Source organism: Nocardioides koreensis, from assembly GCF_039531775.1.
In the GTDB taxonomy this organism is placed as follows: domain Bacteria; phylum Actinomycetota; class Actinomycetes; order Propionibacteriales; family Nocardioidaceae; genus Nocardioides; species Nocardioides koreensis.
This window is the reverse complement of the sequence record NZ_BAAAQR010000015.1, coordinates 90,393-104,809: the sequence shown is the minus strand read 5'-3', so window position 1 is coordinate 104,809 and position 14,417 is coordinate 90,393. Positions and strand designations below refer to the sequence as shown.

General features: G+C 71.9%; 10 protein-coding genes, 1 tRNA gene and 1 pseudogene. 6 read left to right on the top strand and 6 right to left on the bottom strand.

Annotated features, from left to right (window positions below; all coding sequences use genetic code 11):
* Positions 1–1,344 carry an L-seryl-tRNA(Sec) selenium transferase gene (gene selA / locus ABD268_RS20370; protein WP_344156863.1) on the bottom strand — a complete coding sequence of 448 codons (1,344 nt, stop codon included), beginning with the start codon at positions 1,342–1,344 and terminating at the stop codon, positions 1–3.
* 139 nt (positions 1,345–1,483) lie between these two features.
* Between selA and gad the strand changes: the two genes are divergently transcribed.
* A complete protein-coding gene (gene gad, locus ABD268_RS20365; protein WP_344156860.1) occupies positions 1,484–2,872 on the top strand; it encodes a glutamate decarboxylase in 1,389 nt (462 codons plus the stop codon).
* A 13-nt stretch (positions 2,873–2,885) separates the two neighbouring features.
* Here gad and ABD268_RS20360 read toward each other — a convergent pair whose 3' ends face one another.
* The 4 genes from ABD268_RS20360 to ABD268_RS20345 are packed head-to-tail and all read right to left on the bottom strand — an operon-like array spanning position 2,886 to position 7,361.
* Positions 2,886–4,514, bottom strand: a complete 1,629-nt coding sequence (locus ABD268_RS20360) for an NAD(P)-binding protein (RefSeq protein WP_344156857.1) — start codon at positions 4,512–4,514, stop codon at positions 2,886–2,888.
* Positions 4,514–5,515 carry a thiamine pyrophosphate-dependent enzyme gene (locus ABD268_RS20355; protein WP_344156853.1) on the bottom strand — a complete coding sequence of 334 codons (1,002 nt, stop codon included), beginning with the start codon at positions 5,513–5,515 and terminating at the stop codon, positions 4,514–4,516. The genes ABD268_RS20360 and ABD268_RS20355 overlap by 1 nt, the downstream gene beginning before the upstream one ends.
* A 9-nt stretch (positions 5,516–5,524) precedes the next feature.
* Positions 5,525–6,787: a transketolase C-terminal domain-containing protein gene (locus ABD268_RS20350; RefSeq protein WP_344156850.1), complete on the bottom strand. Its 1,263-nt coding sequence runs from the start codon at positions 6,785–6,787 to the stop codon at positions 5,525–5,527.
* Entirely contained in the window at positions 6,780–7,361 is a 582-nt protein-coding gene (locus ABD268_RS20345; RefSeq protein ID WP_344156847.1) for a 2-oxoacid:acceptor oxidoreductase family protein, read from the bottom strand. Before ABD268_RS20345 ends, ABD268_RS20350 begins: the two co-directional genes overlap by 8 nt.
* Positions 7,362–7,539: 178 nt before the next feature.
* On the opposite strand from ABD268_RS20345, the gene ABD268_RS20340 reads away from it, so the two are divergent.
* Positions 7,540–8,979 carry a DUF2252 domain-containing protein gene (locus ABD268_RS20340; RefSeq protein WP_344156844.1) on the top strand — a complete coding sequence of 480 codons (1,440 nt, stop codon included), beginning with the start codon at positions 7,540–7,542 and terminating at the stop codon, positions 8,977–8,979.
* A gap of 27 nt (positions 8,980–9,006) precedes the next feature.
* Here the strand turns inward: ABD268_RS20340 and ABD268_RS20335 are convergent.
* Positions 9,007–9,101, bottom strand: a tRNA-Sec gene (locus ABD268_RS20335).
* Positions 9,102–9,194: 93 nt separating this feature from the next.
* On the opposite strand from ABD268_RS20335, the gene ABD268_RS22895 reads away from it, so the two are divergent.
* From ABD268_RS22895 to nrfD, 4 genes and pseudogenes are all read left to right on the top strand, one after another.
* A complete protein-coding gene (locus ABD268_RS22895) occupies positions 9,195–9,764 on the top strand; it encodes a hypothetical protein (protein WP_486348107.1) in 570 nt (189 codons plus the stop codon).
* A 12-nt stretch (positions 9,765–9,776) separates the two neighbouring features.
* Positions 9,777–12,467: pseudogene (gene fdh / locus ABD268_RS20330) on the top strand (formate dehydrogenase); the annotation flags it as partial.
* On the top strand, positions 12,468–13,433 hold the full coding sequence (locus tag ABD268_RS20325; protein ID WP_344156837.1) for a 4Fe-4S dicluster domain-containing protein: 966 nt from the start codon (positions 12,468–12,470) through the stop codon (positions 13,431–13,433).
* Positions 13,430–14,416: an NrfD/PsrC family molybdoenzyme membrane anchor subunit gene (gene nrfD / locus ABD268_RS20320; RefSeq protein ID WP_344156834.1), complete on the top strand. Its 987-nt coding sequence runs from the start codon at positions 13,430–13,432 to the stop codon at positions 14,414–14,416. Before ABD268_RS20325 ends, nrfD begins: the two co-directional genes overlap by 4 nt.
* Position 14,417: the final 1 nt, after the last annotated feature.

The following is a 14,417-nucleotide window of genomic DNA, read 5'->3' as shown; positions in this document are numbered from 1 at the left end:
TCAGCCGGTCCGTCCGTCCGGCGCGGTGGCCGCGAGCACCCGGCGTACGGCCTCGGCCAGCAGGTCGTCGAGGTCCTCGGGGACCGCGAGCAGGTCGAGCAGCAGCCGGCCCTCGTGGACGCGGCCGACCACCGGCGTGGCGCCGATGCGCAGCGGCTCCGCGAGCACGGACGGCAGCGCCACCGCGGCGCTGGGGAGCACGACGCCCGGTGCGCCGCCGCCGCCGACGGCACCCTCGGAGACCACCGGCTCCGCGTCCGGCCCGATGGCCAACGCAAGTCGCCGGGCCCGGGCCATCAGGTCGGCGGGCCGCCGGGCCAGGGCCCGGGGGACCGGGGGCGTGGGGCCGGTGAGCGTGGCCTCCAGTGCGGCCAGCGTCAGCTTGTCGACCCGCAGGGCCCGGGCGAACGGGTGCCGGCGCAGGCGCTGGACGAGCTCGCCGCGGCCGAGCAGCAGGCCGCACTGGGGACCGCCGAGCAGCTTGTCGCCGGAGGCGGTGACCAGGTCGGCGCCCGCGGCCAGGCAGGACGCGGCGTCGGGCTCGTCGGGCAGGCGGGGGTGGGGCGCCAGCAGCCCCGAGCCGATGTCCACCACGAGCGAGGCGTCGAGGCCCGCCAGCTCCTCGACGGAGACGCTCGAGGTGAACCCCTCCACCCGGAAGTTCGACGGGTGCACCTTGAGCACGAACGCCGTGTCCTCGCCGAGGGCGGACTCGTAGTCGGAGAGGCGGACCCGGTTGGTGGTGCCCACCTCGCGCAGCCGGCCGCCCACCGACTCCAGCAGGTCGGGGATCCGGAACCCGTCGCCGATCTCGACCATCTCGCCCCGCGCCACCACGACCTCGCGCCCGGGACCGTCGGGCCTCTGGGCCAGCGCACACGTCACCAGGGCCAGGGCGGCGGCGCCGTTGTTGACGACGTGGACCCCTTCGGCGCCCGGCACCGCGGCGGCCAGGGCGGCCAGGGCGGCCGCGCCGCGCGCGCCGCGCCGGCCGGTCACCAGGTCGAGCTCGACGTCGGTGGGTCCCGCCGCGGTCGTCAGCGCGTCGATCGCGGCCGCGGACAGCGGGGCCCGGCCGAGGTTGGTGTGGACGACGACCCCGGTCGCGTTCACCACCGGGCGCAGCGACGCGCTGCCCGCCGGCAGCGCTGCCAGCGTGGCCTCGACGACGCCCTCGGGGGCGACCTCGCCGCGCCGGCAGGCGTCGAGGACGTCCACCACGACGGCCTTCGTGCGCGTGCGCCCGAGCCGGCGCGTCGCCGCCTCGACCCGGGGGTCGGCGAGCACGGCGTCGGTGCGCGGCGTACGACGTCGGGGGTCCTCCACGACCGGGTCTGCTCCCACGCTCAGGACCCTAGCCGCTGGACCGGAGCGCGCCGGCGGGGCCCGAGGAGACGGCCAACTCATCCCCGCGAGGTGATGCCTGCGCGGCACTTCCGGGATCGCATGGGAGGTGGCCCAGGACCCAGACCGAGGAGCAGGCATGGCCATCCACAGGACGACCGGAGCACAGGCGGAGGACGGGAGCGTGGTCCCGCGCTTCACCAGGGCGGGGATGCTCGAGGTCCCCAAGACCCGGCTTCCCGAGCGGGAGATGCTGCCGGAGACGGCGTACCAGATCGTCAAGGACGAGGTCATGCTCGACGGCAACGCCCGGTTCAACCTCGCCACCTTCGTCACCACCTGGATGGACGACGAGGCGGACCGCGTCTACGCGGCCACCTTCGACAAGAACATGATCGACAAGGACGAGTACCCGCAGACCGCCGAGATCGAGTCCCGCTGCGTGACGATGCTCGCCGACCTTTGGCACGCGCCCGACGCCGCCGAGACCGTCGGGACCTCGACGACCGGCAGCTCGGAGGGCTGCATGCTCGCGGGGCTCGCGCTCAAGCGCAGGTGGCAGCAGGCACGGCGCAGCGCCGGCCTCGACACGGACCGCCCCAACATCGTGATGGGCGGCAACGTCCAGGTCGTGTGGGAGAAGTTCGCCAACTACTGGGAGGTGGAGCCGCGCTACGTCCCGCTCGAGGGCGACGTCTTCCACCTGACCGCCGACCGGCTCCTCGACCACGTCGACGAGAACACGATCGGGGTGGTGGCGGTCCTCGGCTCCACGATGGACGGCACCTACGAGCCGGTGGAGGAGATCTGCGCCAAGCTGGAGGAGTACGAACGGGCCAGTGGCGTCTCGGTCCCCGTGCACGTCGACGCCGCCTCCGGCGGCTTCATCGCGCCGTTCGTGCAGCCCGACCTGGTCTGGGACTTCCGGCTGCCGCGTGTGGTCTCGATCCAGGCCTCGGGCCACAAGTTCGGGCTGGTCTACCCCGGGGTGGGCTGGGTGCTGTGGCGCGACGCGGAGCACCTGCCCGAGAGCCTGGTCTTCCACGTGAACTACCTGGGTGGTGACATGCCCACCTTCGCGCTCAACTTCTCCCGGCCGGGCGCCCAGGTCGTCCTGCAGTACTACCAGTTCCTCCGGCTCGGCCGGGACGGCTTCCGGCTGGTCCAGCAGACCTGCCAGGACGTGGCGGTCCACATCTCGCAGACCCTGGCCGCGATGCCCGAGTTCGACGTGATCTCGGACGGACGGGAGCTGCCGGTGGTGACCTTCTCGGTCAGCAAGGACGTCACGAAGTACGACGTGTACGACGTGTCCCGCAAGCTGCGCGAGCGCGGCTGGCTGGTGCCGGCGTACACGATGCCGCCGAAGCGGGAGGACCTGGCGGTGCTCCGGGTCGTGGTGCGCAACGGCTTCAGCCACGACATGGCCGAGCTCTTCCTCAAGGACCTGCACACCGCCGTCGACTGGCTCGACGACCTGTCCGGCCCGATGCCGCACGAGGAGCAGCCCAGCAGCTTCCACCACTGAGCCGGTCTCCGGGTCAGATCTCCTCGGGGAACATCTGGATCGCCCCGGAGGGGCACTCCGCGACGCAGAGGCCGCAGCCCTTGCAGTAGTCGAGGTCGATCAGGTAGCTCTCCCCGGGCCGGCCGAGCTTGATCACCGCGTTGTCGGGGCAGACCCCGTAGCAGTTGTCGCAGCCGAAGCAGTTGCCGCAGGACAGGCACCGCCGCGCCTCCATCAGCGCGGTGGACTCGTCGTGGCCGAGCACCACCTCGTCGAAGGTCGACTCGCGACGGGCCCGGTCCAGGACCGGGCGGTGCGCCCGCGGCGCGTCGGCGTAGTACCAGGTGTTGATCGTGTCGAAGGTGGCCAGCGCCGGGCGTACGACGGGCTCCGGGACCGCACCGGACAACCAGGCGTCGATGTGACGCGCCGCCCGCTTGCCGTGCCCGACCGCGACGGTGACCGAGCGCTCGTACGGCACCATGTCGCCGCCGGCGAAGATCCCCGGGCAGCCGGTCATCATGTCGGGCCCGACCGCCACCACGCCGTCGTCGACGACCAGGCCGGGGACGCCGTCGAGCAGCGAGAGGTCGGTCTCCTGGCCGAGGGCGAGGACGAGCGAGTCGGCGTCGAGCTCGTCGAGCTCACCGGTGGGCTGCGGGAAGCCGGACTCGTCGAGCTCCATCCGCTCCACGACGAGCTTGCCGGCGTCCACCTGCTTGATCGTGGTCAGCCACTTGAACAGCACCCCCTCGTCCTGGGCCTCGGCCAGCTCGGACTCGTGGGCGGGCATCCGGTCCTGGGTGCGGCGGTAGACCACGACCGCCTCGGACGCGCCGAGCCGCTTCGCGGTCCGGGCCGCGTCCATGGCGGTGTTGCCGCCGCCGTACACCGCGACCTTCCTGCCCAGCAGCGGCTTCTCGCCGGTCTCGAGGTCGCGCAGCATGTCCACCGCGTCGAGCACGTGGGCCGCGGAGCCGGCCGGGATGTAGGTGCGCCGGCCGAGCTGGGCGCCCACCGCGAGGAACACCGCGTCGTACTCGTCGCGCAGCGCCGTGAGGTCGGTGACCTTGGCGTCGAGCTCCAGGGTGACCCCGAGGTCGAGGATGCGCTGGACCTCGGCGTCGAGGACGTCGCGGGCGAGGCGGTAGCGCGGGATCCCGAACCGCATCATGCCGCCGGCCATCGGACCGGCCTCCCGGACCGTCACGGTGTGGCCGCGCCTCGCGAGGTGGTACGCCGCGGACAGGCCCGACGGCCCGGCTCCGACGACGAGCACGTGCTTGCCCGTGGGCGGCACCTCGACGGAGACCGTCCACCCCTGGCGGATGGCCTCGTCGCCGACGAACCGCTCGACGGAGTTGATCCCGACGGCCTCGTCGAGCTGTCCGCGGTTGCAGGCGGTCTCGCACGGGTGGTAGCAGACCCGGCCCATGATCGCGGGGAACGGGTTGTCCTCCATGATCACGCGCCAGGCCCGTTCGTAGCCGGCCCCGCCCTCCTCGCCCTCGTAGAGCCAGCCCTGGATGTTCTCGCCGGCCGGGCAGGCGTCGTTGCAGGGGGGCATCCGGTTCGTGTACACCGCCCGCTCGGTGCGCCACGAGCCGGTCTTGTTGGCCCGGCTGGAGCCGATGTCCAGGGTGATCGCGAAGGGCTTCTCCATCACTCGTCCCCGTCCGGCAGCAGCCCGAAGCGGGCGATGTTGCGGTCGGCGCTCGCCTGCAGCCTGGCCACGATGTCCGGTCGTCCGGGATCACCGAACAGGTGGGCGTAGCGCTTCTGGAGGCGGAGGTACTCCTCGACCGGGACCTGCCTGCGGATCCTCGACACCTCGGTGACCTCGCCGTGCTCGGCCTCGAAGACCGGGAACATCCCGGTCTCCTTGACCAGCCGGGCGAGCTTGATCGTGTCGGCGGAGTCGGCGCCCCAGCCGAGCGGGCAGGGCACGAAGACGTGGAGGTAGCGGGCCCCGCGGAAGCTCATCGCCCGCTCGACCTTGTACTCCAGGTCGCGCAGCTCGGCGACGGTCGCGGTGGCGACGTAGGGGATCTCGTGGGCCATCGCGATCAGCGGGACGTTCTTGCCCTGGCCGAACACGTTGCCGGGCTCGGGACCCAGCGCCTTGGTGTTCGCGGTCCGTGCGGCCGGCGGCGTGGCCCCGGACCGCTGCACGCCGGTGTTCATGTAGCCCTCGTTGTCGTAGCAGACGAAGAGCACGTCGTCGTTGCGCTCGAACATGCCCGAGAGCGTGCCGAAGCCGATGTCGACGGTGCCGCCGTCGCCGGCCTGGCCGACCACCCGGATGTCGTCCCGGCCCTTTGCCTTCAGCGCGGCCGCGACGCCGGCGGCGACCGCGGGGCCGTTGCCGAAGAGGGAGTGCAGCCAGGGCAGCTGCCACGACGACTCGGGGTAGGGCGTCGAGAAGACCTCGAGGCAGCCGGTCGAGTTCACCGCGAGCAGCTTCCCCTCCGTGGCCCGCATGGCTGCGTCGAGCACGTAGCGCGCCCCCAGCGCCTCACCACAGCCCTGGCACGCCCGGTGCCCGGAGGTCAGGGAGTTCGAACGGCCCATCCGCGCCTGCACCGACCGCTGCTCCGGGTCGAGCAGCCGGTTCCCGGCCACGAAGGTGCCGGTCTGGTAGAGCTTGATCTCCTGGTAGGCCATCTCCGTCCCCTACTCGTACGCGCCGGACGCGACGGTGCCGATGTCGCGCAGCATGTGCTCGGCGTGCGGCCCCGGTCGCCGGCCCTGCCGGGACCGTTCGAGCTCTCGCTGCACCAGGGCGAGGTCGAGGTCGAGGAAGTGCAGGCGCTGCGGGTCGAGCCGCCCCGCGAGCACATCGTCGAGGAGGCCGCGCAGCGACGCCCGCGTCACCGGCCGACCGCCGAGGCCGGCCACGACGTCGTACACCTCCACCGGGAGGCCCCGCGTCGCGTCCCGGGTGTTCTGGCCGACGATGCCGCCGGCACCGACCGCGAACGCCTTCTCCACGACCACGACCCGCGTCGCGTGGCCCAGCGCCTCGCGCACCTCTCCGACCGGCCAGGGGCGGAAGCAGGTGACGCCGAGGACCCCGACCGCGACCCCCTCGTCGCGCAGGGCGTCGACGACCTCCTCGATGGTGCCGAGCACCGACCCGAGGGCGACGACCACCGTCTCCGCGTCCTCGAGGCGGTAGGCCTTGAGCAGCCCGCCCGAGGACCTCCCGAAGGCCGCGCGGAAGTCATCGGCGATCGCGGGGACCTCGTCGAGCGCCGCCATCTGCTTGGCGTGCATCAGGTACTTCACCTCGGCGAACGCCTCGGGCCCCACCATCGCCCCGATCGTGACCGGGTCCTCGGGGTCGAGCACCTGCTGGGGGACGAACGCCGGCAGGAACGCGTCGACCTGCTCCTGGGTGGGGAGGTCCACCTGCTCGAACGCGTGGGTGAGGACGAACCCGTCCATGCACACCATCACCGGCACCGACAGCGACTCCGCCAGCCGGTAGGCCTGGACGTGCAGGTCCACCGCCTCCTGGTTGGACTCCGCGTAGAGCTGGATCCACCCCGAGTCACGCATCGACATGGCGTCGGAGTGGTCGTTCCAGATGTTGATCGGCGCGCCGATCGCCCGGTTGGCCACCGTCATCACGATCGGCAGCCCGAGGCCGGAGGCGTTGAACAACGCCTCGGCCATGAAGAGCAGCCCCTGGCTGGACGTGGCGGTGTAGGTGCGGGCACCGGCACCCGAGGCCCCGATGCACGCCGACATGGCGCCGAACTCGGACTCCACCATGAGGTACTCGCACGAGGCGAGCTCGCCGGTGCGGACCCGGTCCGACAGCGACTCGACGATGTGGGTCTGCGGCGAGATCGGGTACGCCGCGACCACCTCCGGCCGGCACAGGGTGACGGCGCGGGCCACCGCCTGCGAGCCCTCGATCTGCTCACGCATCGGTCAGCCTCCTCAGCGCCGCGCGGACGTGCTCGTGGGCCACCTCGGCGGCCCGGGCGTTGCCGGCGCCGACCTCGCCGGGGAACCGGTCCCGGATCGCGTCGCAGACCGCCCCGAGGGAGACCTGGCCGGTGAGCGCGGCGAAGGCGCCGAGCAGCGCCGCGTTGGGGAGCGGGCGACCGAGGTGCTCGCGCGCGATCTCGGTCGCGGGGACGCTGGCCACGTGCTCGGGCGTGAGCCGACGCACCAGGTCCTCCAGGCCGAGCTCCTCGAGCCGGCGCGAGGTGTTGACCAGCAGGAAGCCGTCGGGCTCCAGGCCGGCGAACAGGTTCACCTGGTGGAGGAGGGTCGGGTCCTGCACGATCAGCGCGTCCGGGTCCGTGATCGGCTCCCGCAGCCGGATCGGGCGGTCGTCGATCCGGCAGAACGAGACGACCGGTGCGCCGGTGCGCTCGGAGCCGAAGGTCGGGAAGGCTTGGGCATGCCGGCCCTCGTCGAAGGCTGCCACCGACAGCAGCTCGGCCGCCGTGACGGCCCCCTGGCCTCCGCGGCCATGGATGCGGACAGCGAACATCTAGCCTCCCTCTCCCCGGGAGGCTAGGTCCGTGCTCGTGCTTCGCTCAGGGTCCTTCGGCCCGACTCGGGGGAGGAGAGTCCGTCGGGTGCTCCTCCGGTAGGGATGATGCGGGCGCTGCGATCGGGTTGGGATCGTCGGACGTACACCGATGCGTAGCCGAACGCGGGAGCCGATCATGTCGCAGCAGGTCCTACACCCCAGCCTCGAGGAGCGCACGGCGCACGGCGTGGACGCGCGCGGGCACGCCCTGCCGTCGAGCCACGCGGGGTGGACGCCGGCTCCGGACCGGCCCGATCCCGTGGCGCTGATCATGGAGCAGAACCTCCGTCGCGATGCCGACCTGGTCCCGGTGCGCCACGGCCGCATGAAGGCCTCGCCGTTCACCTTCTACCGCGGCGCGGCGGCGATCATGGCCGCCGACCTCGAGCCGACACCGACGGCCGGGCTCGACGTCCAGCTGTGCGGGGACGCGCACCTGTCGAACTTCGGCGTCTTCGGCTCGCCCGAGCGGCAGCTCGTCTTCGACATCAACGACTTCGACGAGACCCTGCCCGGCCCCTTCGAGTACGACGTGAAGCGGCTGGCGGCCAGCCTCACGGTGGCCGGACGCAACAACGGCTTCACCCCCGCGGACGTCCGCGCGATCACGACGACCTCGGTCGCCAGCTACCGCGAGGCGATGGCCGACTTCTCGACGATGCGGACGCTGGACGTGTGGTACGCCCACGTCACCGAGGCCGACCTCCGGCAGGCCGTGGCCGGGCTCCTGGGCCGCGAGGTGAAGAAGAAGAACTTGAAGGGCAAGGAGGCGCGCAAGCTCGAGAAGAGGTTCGACAAGAACGCCGAGAAGGCACGCTCCCGCGACAGCCTCCAGGCCCTGACGAAGCTGACCGAGGTCGTGGACGGTGAGCGCCGCATCGTGAGCACTCCTCCCGTGGTCGTTCCGGCTCGCGAGCTGTTCGCGACGTACGGCCTGGACCCGGGGCTGGAGGAGGGGATCATCGTCAGCCAGTTCCGCGAGTACCGGTCGACGCTCCAGCACGACCGGCGCCAGCTCCTCGAGCGGTTCGAGGTCGTCGACTGGGCACGCAAGGTGGTGGGCGTCGGGAGCGTCGGGACCCGGGCGTTCATCGTGCTGCTGCGGGGGCGCGGTGAGGACGACCCGCTGTTCCTCCAGATCAAGGAGGCGTCCCGCTCCGTGCTCGAGGGGCCCTCGCGCCGCAGCGAGTTCCGGCAGGCGGGGGAGCGGGTGGTGCAGGGCCAGAGGCTGATGCAGGCCAGCAGCGACATCTTCCTGGGCTGGACCAGGGGCGTCGAGGCCGACCGCTACTTCTACTGGCGCCAGCTCCGCGACATGAAGGGCTCCGCGCTCGTCGAGCAGATGCCGGCGGGGGGAATGACCCTCTACGGGAAGCTCTGCGGCTGGACCCTCGCTCGGGCCCACGCGCGGTCGGGTGACCCGGTCGCGATCGCCGCCTACCTCGGCGAGGACGACGCCTTCGACCGGGCGGTCACCGACTTCTCGGAGCGCTACGCGGACCAGAACGAGCGCGACTTCGAGCAGTTCGCCGAGGCCGTCCGCAGTGGCCGGATCGAGGCCACCGAAGGGGTCTGAGCCGGTCCGGGTCGGTCGCAGGTCTGTTGGCGGAGGCGGACGGGAATCGAACCCGCCTGACCGGGATACCCGGCCACATCGGTTTTGAGGACCGAGCCCGTCACCAGACGAGAAACGCCTCCGCGGAGAAACCTAGCGGGTGCCGGGTTTGGCGCCGCGTGGTGTGGTTACGTGTAGGCAGCAAGGGCGGGTTCGAGCTGGGAGGACGGAACGGCGTGGGTGCGAAGACCTTCATCGGCTCCTGGCCGCTGGTCCGCCAGCTGCGGGGCGAGGACCGGCTCGGCCGCGGCGCGGCCGCGATGTCCCCGCGCAGCGAGCACCTCGAGCCCCGGACCGCGGAGGCCGACGAGGTCGTCGACTCCGTCTGCCCGTTCTGCGCGGTGGGCTGTGCGCAGAAGGTCTTCGTCAAGGACGGCAAGGTCACCCAGATCGAGGGCAACCCCGCCAGCCCGATCTCACGCGGCCGGCTGTGCCCCAAGGGCAGCGCCAGCAAGCAGCTGGTGACCTCGCCCGGCCGCGTCACCAAGGTCCGCTACCGGCGCCCGCACGGCACCGAGTGGGAGGACCTCGACCTCGACACCGCGCTGGACATGATCGCGGACCGCGTCATCAGGACCCGCAAGCAGTTCTGGGAGTGGGAGGACGACCAGGGTCGTCGTACCCGCCGCACCCTCGGCATCGCGAGCCTCGGAGGAGCGACCCTCGACAACGAGGAGAACTACCTCATGAAGAAGCTCTACACGGCGATGGGCGCGATCCAGATCGAGAACCAGGCGCGTATTTGACACTCCTCCACGGTTCCCGGTCTGGGAACCTCGTTCGGCCGTGGTGGCGCAACAACCTTCCTGCAGGACCTCGCCAACGCTGACTGCATCCTCATCGAGGGTTCGAACATGGCGGAGGCGCACCCGGTGGGCTTCCAGTGGGTGATGGAGGCGAAGCGTCGCGGCGCGAAGATCATCCACGTCGACCCGCGGTTCACGCGCACCTCGGCGGTCTCGGACCTGCACGTGCCGATCCGCGCCGGCTCGGACATCGCGTTCCTCGGCGCGCTGGTCAACCACGTGCTGAGCAACGAGCTCGACTTCCGTGAGTACGTCGTCGCCTACACCAACGCCGCGTCGATCATCGACGAGGGCTTCCAGGACACCGAGGACCTCGACGGGCTGTTCTCCGGGTTCGACAGCGAGCGCAGCCACTACGACCCCTCCACCTGGCAGTACGAAGGCACCGCGGCTGCTCCGTCCGCGGGGCAGCGCGACCCCGCGCAGGACGCCGGCCCCAACGGCGCTCGCGGCGCCGAGGACGAGGCCCACAAGTCCGCGCACGAGGCGGCCAAGTCCGAGTCGCACGGCTCCGGGGGCCCGGCGGTGTCCAGCAAGCCGCCGCGCGACGAGACCCTGCAGCACCCGCGCTGCGTCTACCAGATCCTCAAGCGGCACTTCGCCCGCTACACCCCGGAGATGGTGCAGGAGGTCTGCGGGATCGACCCGGACCAGTTCCGGGAGGTGGCCGAGGCGCTGACGGCCAACAGCGGCCGCGAGCGCACCACGGCGTTCTGCTACGCCGTCGGGTGGACCCACCACAGCACCGGCGCGCAGATGATCCGCACCGCCTCGATCCTCCAGACCCTGCTGGGCAACATCGGCCGCCCGGGCGGCGGCATCATGGCGCTGCGCGGCCACGCCAGCATCCAGGGCTCGACCGACATCCCGACGCTGTTCAACATCCTGCCGGGCTACCTGCCCATGCCCCACGCGGCCATGCACCGCGACCTCGACGAGTACGTCGCCTCCGACGCCGGCGCCACCGGCTTCTGGGGGAACATGAAGTCCTACATGGTCAGCCTGCTCAAGGCCTACTGGGGCGATGCGGCGACGCCCGAGAACGACTTCTGCTTCGACTACCTGCCGCGGCTCACCGGCGACGCATCGACGTACACCACGGTGAAGTCGATGATCGACGGCGGCTGCAAGGGCTACTTCCTGGTGGGGGAGAACCCCGCCGTCGGCTCGGCCAACGGCAAGATGCAGCGGCTTGGCATGGCCAACCTCGACTGGCTGGTCGTGCGCGACCTGCAGATGATCGAGTCGGCGACCTTCTGGCAGGACGGCCCGGAGATCGAGACCGGCGAGCTGGCCACCGAGGAGATCGGCACGGAGGTCTTCTTCCTGCCGGCCGCCTCCCACGTGGAGAAGGCCGGGTCCTTCACCCAGACCCAGCGGATGCTGCAGTGGCGCGACAAGGCCGTCGACCCGCCGGGCGACTGCCGCAGCGAGCTCGACTTCTACTTCGAGCTCGGCAACCGGATCCGGGAGAAGCTGCAGGACTCGACCGACGAGATGGACCGGCCGCTGCTCGACCTGGCCTGGGACTACCCCGTCGACGAGAAGGGCGAGCCCGACGGACAGGCGGTGCTGCGCGAGATCAACGGCACCGGCCCGGACGGCAAGGCGCTCAGCGCCTACACCGAGCTCGAGGACGACGGGTCCACCGCCTGCGGCTGCTGGATCTACTGCGGCGTGTACGCCGACGAGGTCAACCAGGCCCGGCGCCGCAAGCCGCACTGGGAGCAGGACTACGTCGCCGCGGAGTGGGGCTGGGTCTGGCCCGCCAACCGGCGGATCATCTACAACCGAGCCTCGGCGGCGCCGGACGGCACCCCGTGGAGCGAGCGGAAGAAGTACGTCTGGTGGGACGCCGAGGCCGGGAAGTGGACCGGCTCCGACGTGCCGGACTTCATCGCGGACCGGGCCCCCGACCACGTCCCGCCGGACGACGCCCGCGGACCGGACGCCATCGGCGGCCAGGACCCGTTCGTCATGCAGACCGACGGGAAGGCGTGGCTCTACGCGCCGCTGGGGCTGGCCGACGGCCCGCTGCCCACGCACTACGAGCCGCCTGAGTCGCCGGTGCGCAACCCGCTCTACGGGCAGCAGAACAACCCCTCCCGACGCAAGCTGGCCGATGCGTCCAACCCGATCAACCCCAGCTACAGCGACGTGTTCCCGTACGTCTTCACCACCTACCGGCTCACCGAGCACCACACGGCCGGCGCGATGAGCCGGACGCTGCCCTACCTCACCGAGCTGCAGCCCGAGCCGTTCTGCGAGGTCTCGCCGCGGCTGGCGGCCGAGCGGGGGCTCGAGCACCTCGGCTGGGCGACCATCGTCACGGCCCGCACGGCCATCGAGGCGCGGGTGCTGGTGACCGACCGGCTGCGCTCGCTCCGGCTCGGTGACCAGGTGGTCGAGCAGGTCGGGCTGCCCTACCACTGGGGCCGCAACGGCATCACCCAGGGCGACTCGCCCAACGACCTGGTCAACGTCACGATGGACCCCAACGTCTACATCCAGGACAAGGTCGGCACCTGCGACATCCGGCCCGGCCGGCGGCCGCGCGGGCCGGCGCTGACGTCGTACGTCGAGGACTACCGCCGGCGCGCCGGCGTCGACATGGACGACCCCACGAACGGGAGGACCGACTAGATGGCCAACTCGCTGTGGGGCCGGCTGGACGACGTCCAGGCCGACGCGGGGTACGACGGCGCCCACCCGCCACGGATGGGCTTCTTCACCGACACCTCGGTGTGCATCGGCTGCAAGGCCTGCGAGGTGGCGTGCAAGGAGTGGAACGAGGTCCCCGACGACGGCTACGAGCTGTCCGGGATGTCCTACGACAACACCCAGGCGCTGGGGGCGAGCACCTGGCGGCACGTGGCCTTCGTCGAGAAGCCCCTGGAGACCTCGGCCGGGAAGCCGCTCACGACCACCGACCTCGGGCTGCCGGGCATGGGCCCGCCCGGCGCCATGGAGGGCGACGACCAGGGCGCCCGGTCCGGGGACGCTGGCGTGCGCTGGCTGATGTCCTCGGACGTCTGCAAGCACTGCACCCACGCGGCCTGCCTCGACGTCTGCCCGACCGGCTCGCTCTTCCGGACCGAGTTCGGGACCGTCGTGGTGCAGCCCGACATCTGCAACGGCTGCGGCTACTGCGTGCCCGCCTGCCCCTACGGCGTGATCGACCTGCGCAAGGAGGACGGCCGGGCCTTCAAGTGCACGCTCTGCTACGACCGGCTCAAGGTCGACGAGACCCCGGCCTGTGCGAAGGCGTGCCCGACCGAGTCGATCCAGTTCGGCGAGCTCGGCGAGCTGCGCGAGCGGGCCCACGCGCGGGTCGAGCAGCTGCACGAGCAGGGCGTGGACGTGGCCCGGCTCTACGGCGCCGACCCCGAGGACGGTGTCGGGGGTGACGGGGCGTTCTTCCTGCTCCTCGACGAGCCCGAGGTCTACGGGCTGCCGCCGGACCCGGTGGTGACCACCCGCGACCTCGGCTCCATCTGGAAGCACGTCGGCGCCGCGGCCGCGGCGATGACCGGCCTGGGTGTCGCCTCGTTCACTTCGAGACGCCTCGTCCCTCGGCTCCTCAGTACAAGCCTGGGGAGGCGCAGATGAGCCCGAAGGGCGGCGGTGGCCGCGGCGACCGCCTGATGGTGCCGGAGGCGGAGTTCGAGTCCTACTACGGCAAGCAGATCATCAAGACGCCCACCTGGAAGACGCCCGACGTCCCGCTCTACCTCTTCCTGGGCGGGATGGCCGGAGGGTCGGCGCTGCTCGCCGAGGGCGCGGCGCTCCAGGGCCTGCCGACGCTGGAGAAGGTCGCCCGGGGTGCCGCGGCGGCCGGAGCCGGGATCGGGACCGTCTTCCTGGTGCACGACCTCGGGCGTCCGGAACGGTTCCTCAACATGCTGCGCGTGTTCAAGCCGACCTCGCCGCTCTCGGTCGGCTCGTTCATCCTGGCGCCGTTCTCGGCGTTCGCCACGGCGGCGTTCGGTTCGCAGGTCACCGGGTGGTTCCCGCGGCTCGGCCGGCTCGCGGGCGTCGGGGCGGCCGCGTTCGGGCCGCCGCTGGCGACGTACACCGCTGCCCTGTTCGCCAACACCGCCGTCCCGATCTGGCACGAGGGGCACCGCGAGCTGCCGTTCGTCTTCGGCGGCTCCGGAGCCGCGGCGGCCGGCGGCGTGGCGATGATGCTGGCGCCTGCTGCGCAGAGCGGACCCGCGGTCCGAATGGCCCTCGCCGGTGCCGCGCTCGACGTCGGCGCCCTCGAGGTGATGAACCGCCGGCTCGGCATGATCGCGGAGCCCTACGAGCAGGGGTTCTCCGGGCGGCTGATGAAGACCGCGCGTGCGTTGACCGGCGCTGGTGCCGGCCTGTCGCTGCTCGGCGCCCTCGGCAAACGGGGCGGCAAGGGGCGGCGCTCGCGCGTGGCCCGCGTGGCCGCGGGCGCGGCGTACGTCGCCGGCTCGGTGACGCTGCGGTTCGGGGTCTTCGAGGCGGGGCTCGCCTCGGCCCGCGACCCGAAGTACACCGTGGTCCCGCAGAAGGAGCGGCTCGCGGCCCGTGAGGCCGCGCGGGCCGCGAGCGCCCCGAGCTGAG

Excerpts from the sequence above, each read along its gene's own strand:
- ABD268_RS20350 (WP_344156850.1), bottom strand. The coding sequence starts at position 6,787 with ATGCGTGAGCAGATCGAGGGCTCGCAGGCGGTGGCCCGCGCCGTCACC.
- ABD268_RS20355 (WP_344156853.1), bottom strand. The coding sequence starts at position 5,515 with ATGGCCTACCAGGAGATCAAGCTCTACCAGACCGGCACCTTCGTGGCC.
- gad (WP_344156860.1), top strand. The coding sequence starts at position 1,484 with ATGGCCATCCACAGGACGACCGGAGCACAGGCGGAGGACGGGAGCGTG.
- ABD268_RS20325 (WP_344156837.1), top strand. The coding sequence starts at position 12,468 with ATGGCCAACTCGCTGTGGGGCCGGCTGGACGACGTCCAGGCCGACGCG.
- ABD268_RS20340 (WP_344156844.1), top strand. The coding sequence starts at position 7,540 with ATGTCGCAGCAGGTCCTACACCCCAGCCTCGAGGAGCGCACGGCGCAC.
- ABD268_RS20360 (WP_344156857.1), bottom strand. The coding sequence starts at position 4,514 with ATGGAGAAGCCCTTCGCGATCACCCTGGACATCGGCTCCAGCCGGGCC.
- nrfD (WP_344156834.1), top strand. The coding sequence starts at position 13,430 with ATGAGCCCGAAGGGCGGCGGTGGCCGCGGCGACCGCCTGATGGTGCCG.
- ABD268_RS20345 (WP_344156847.1), bottom strand. The coding sequence starts at position 7,361 with ATGTTCGCTGTCCGCATCCATGGCCGCGGAGGCCAGGGGGCCGTCACG.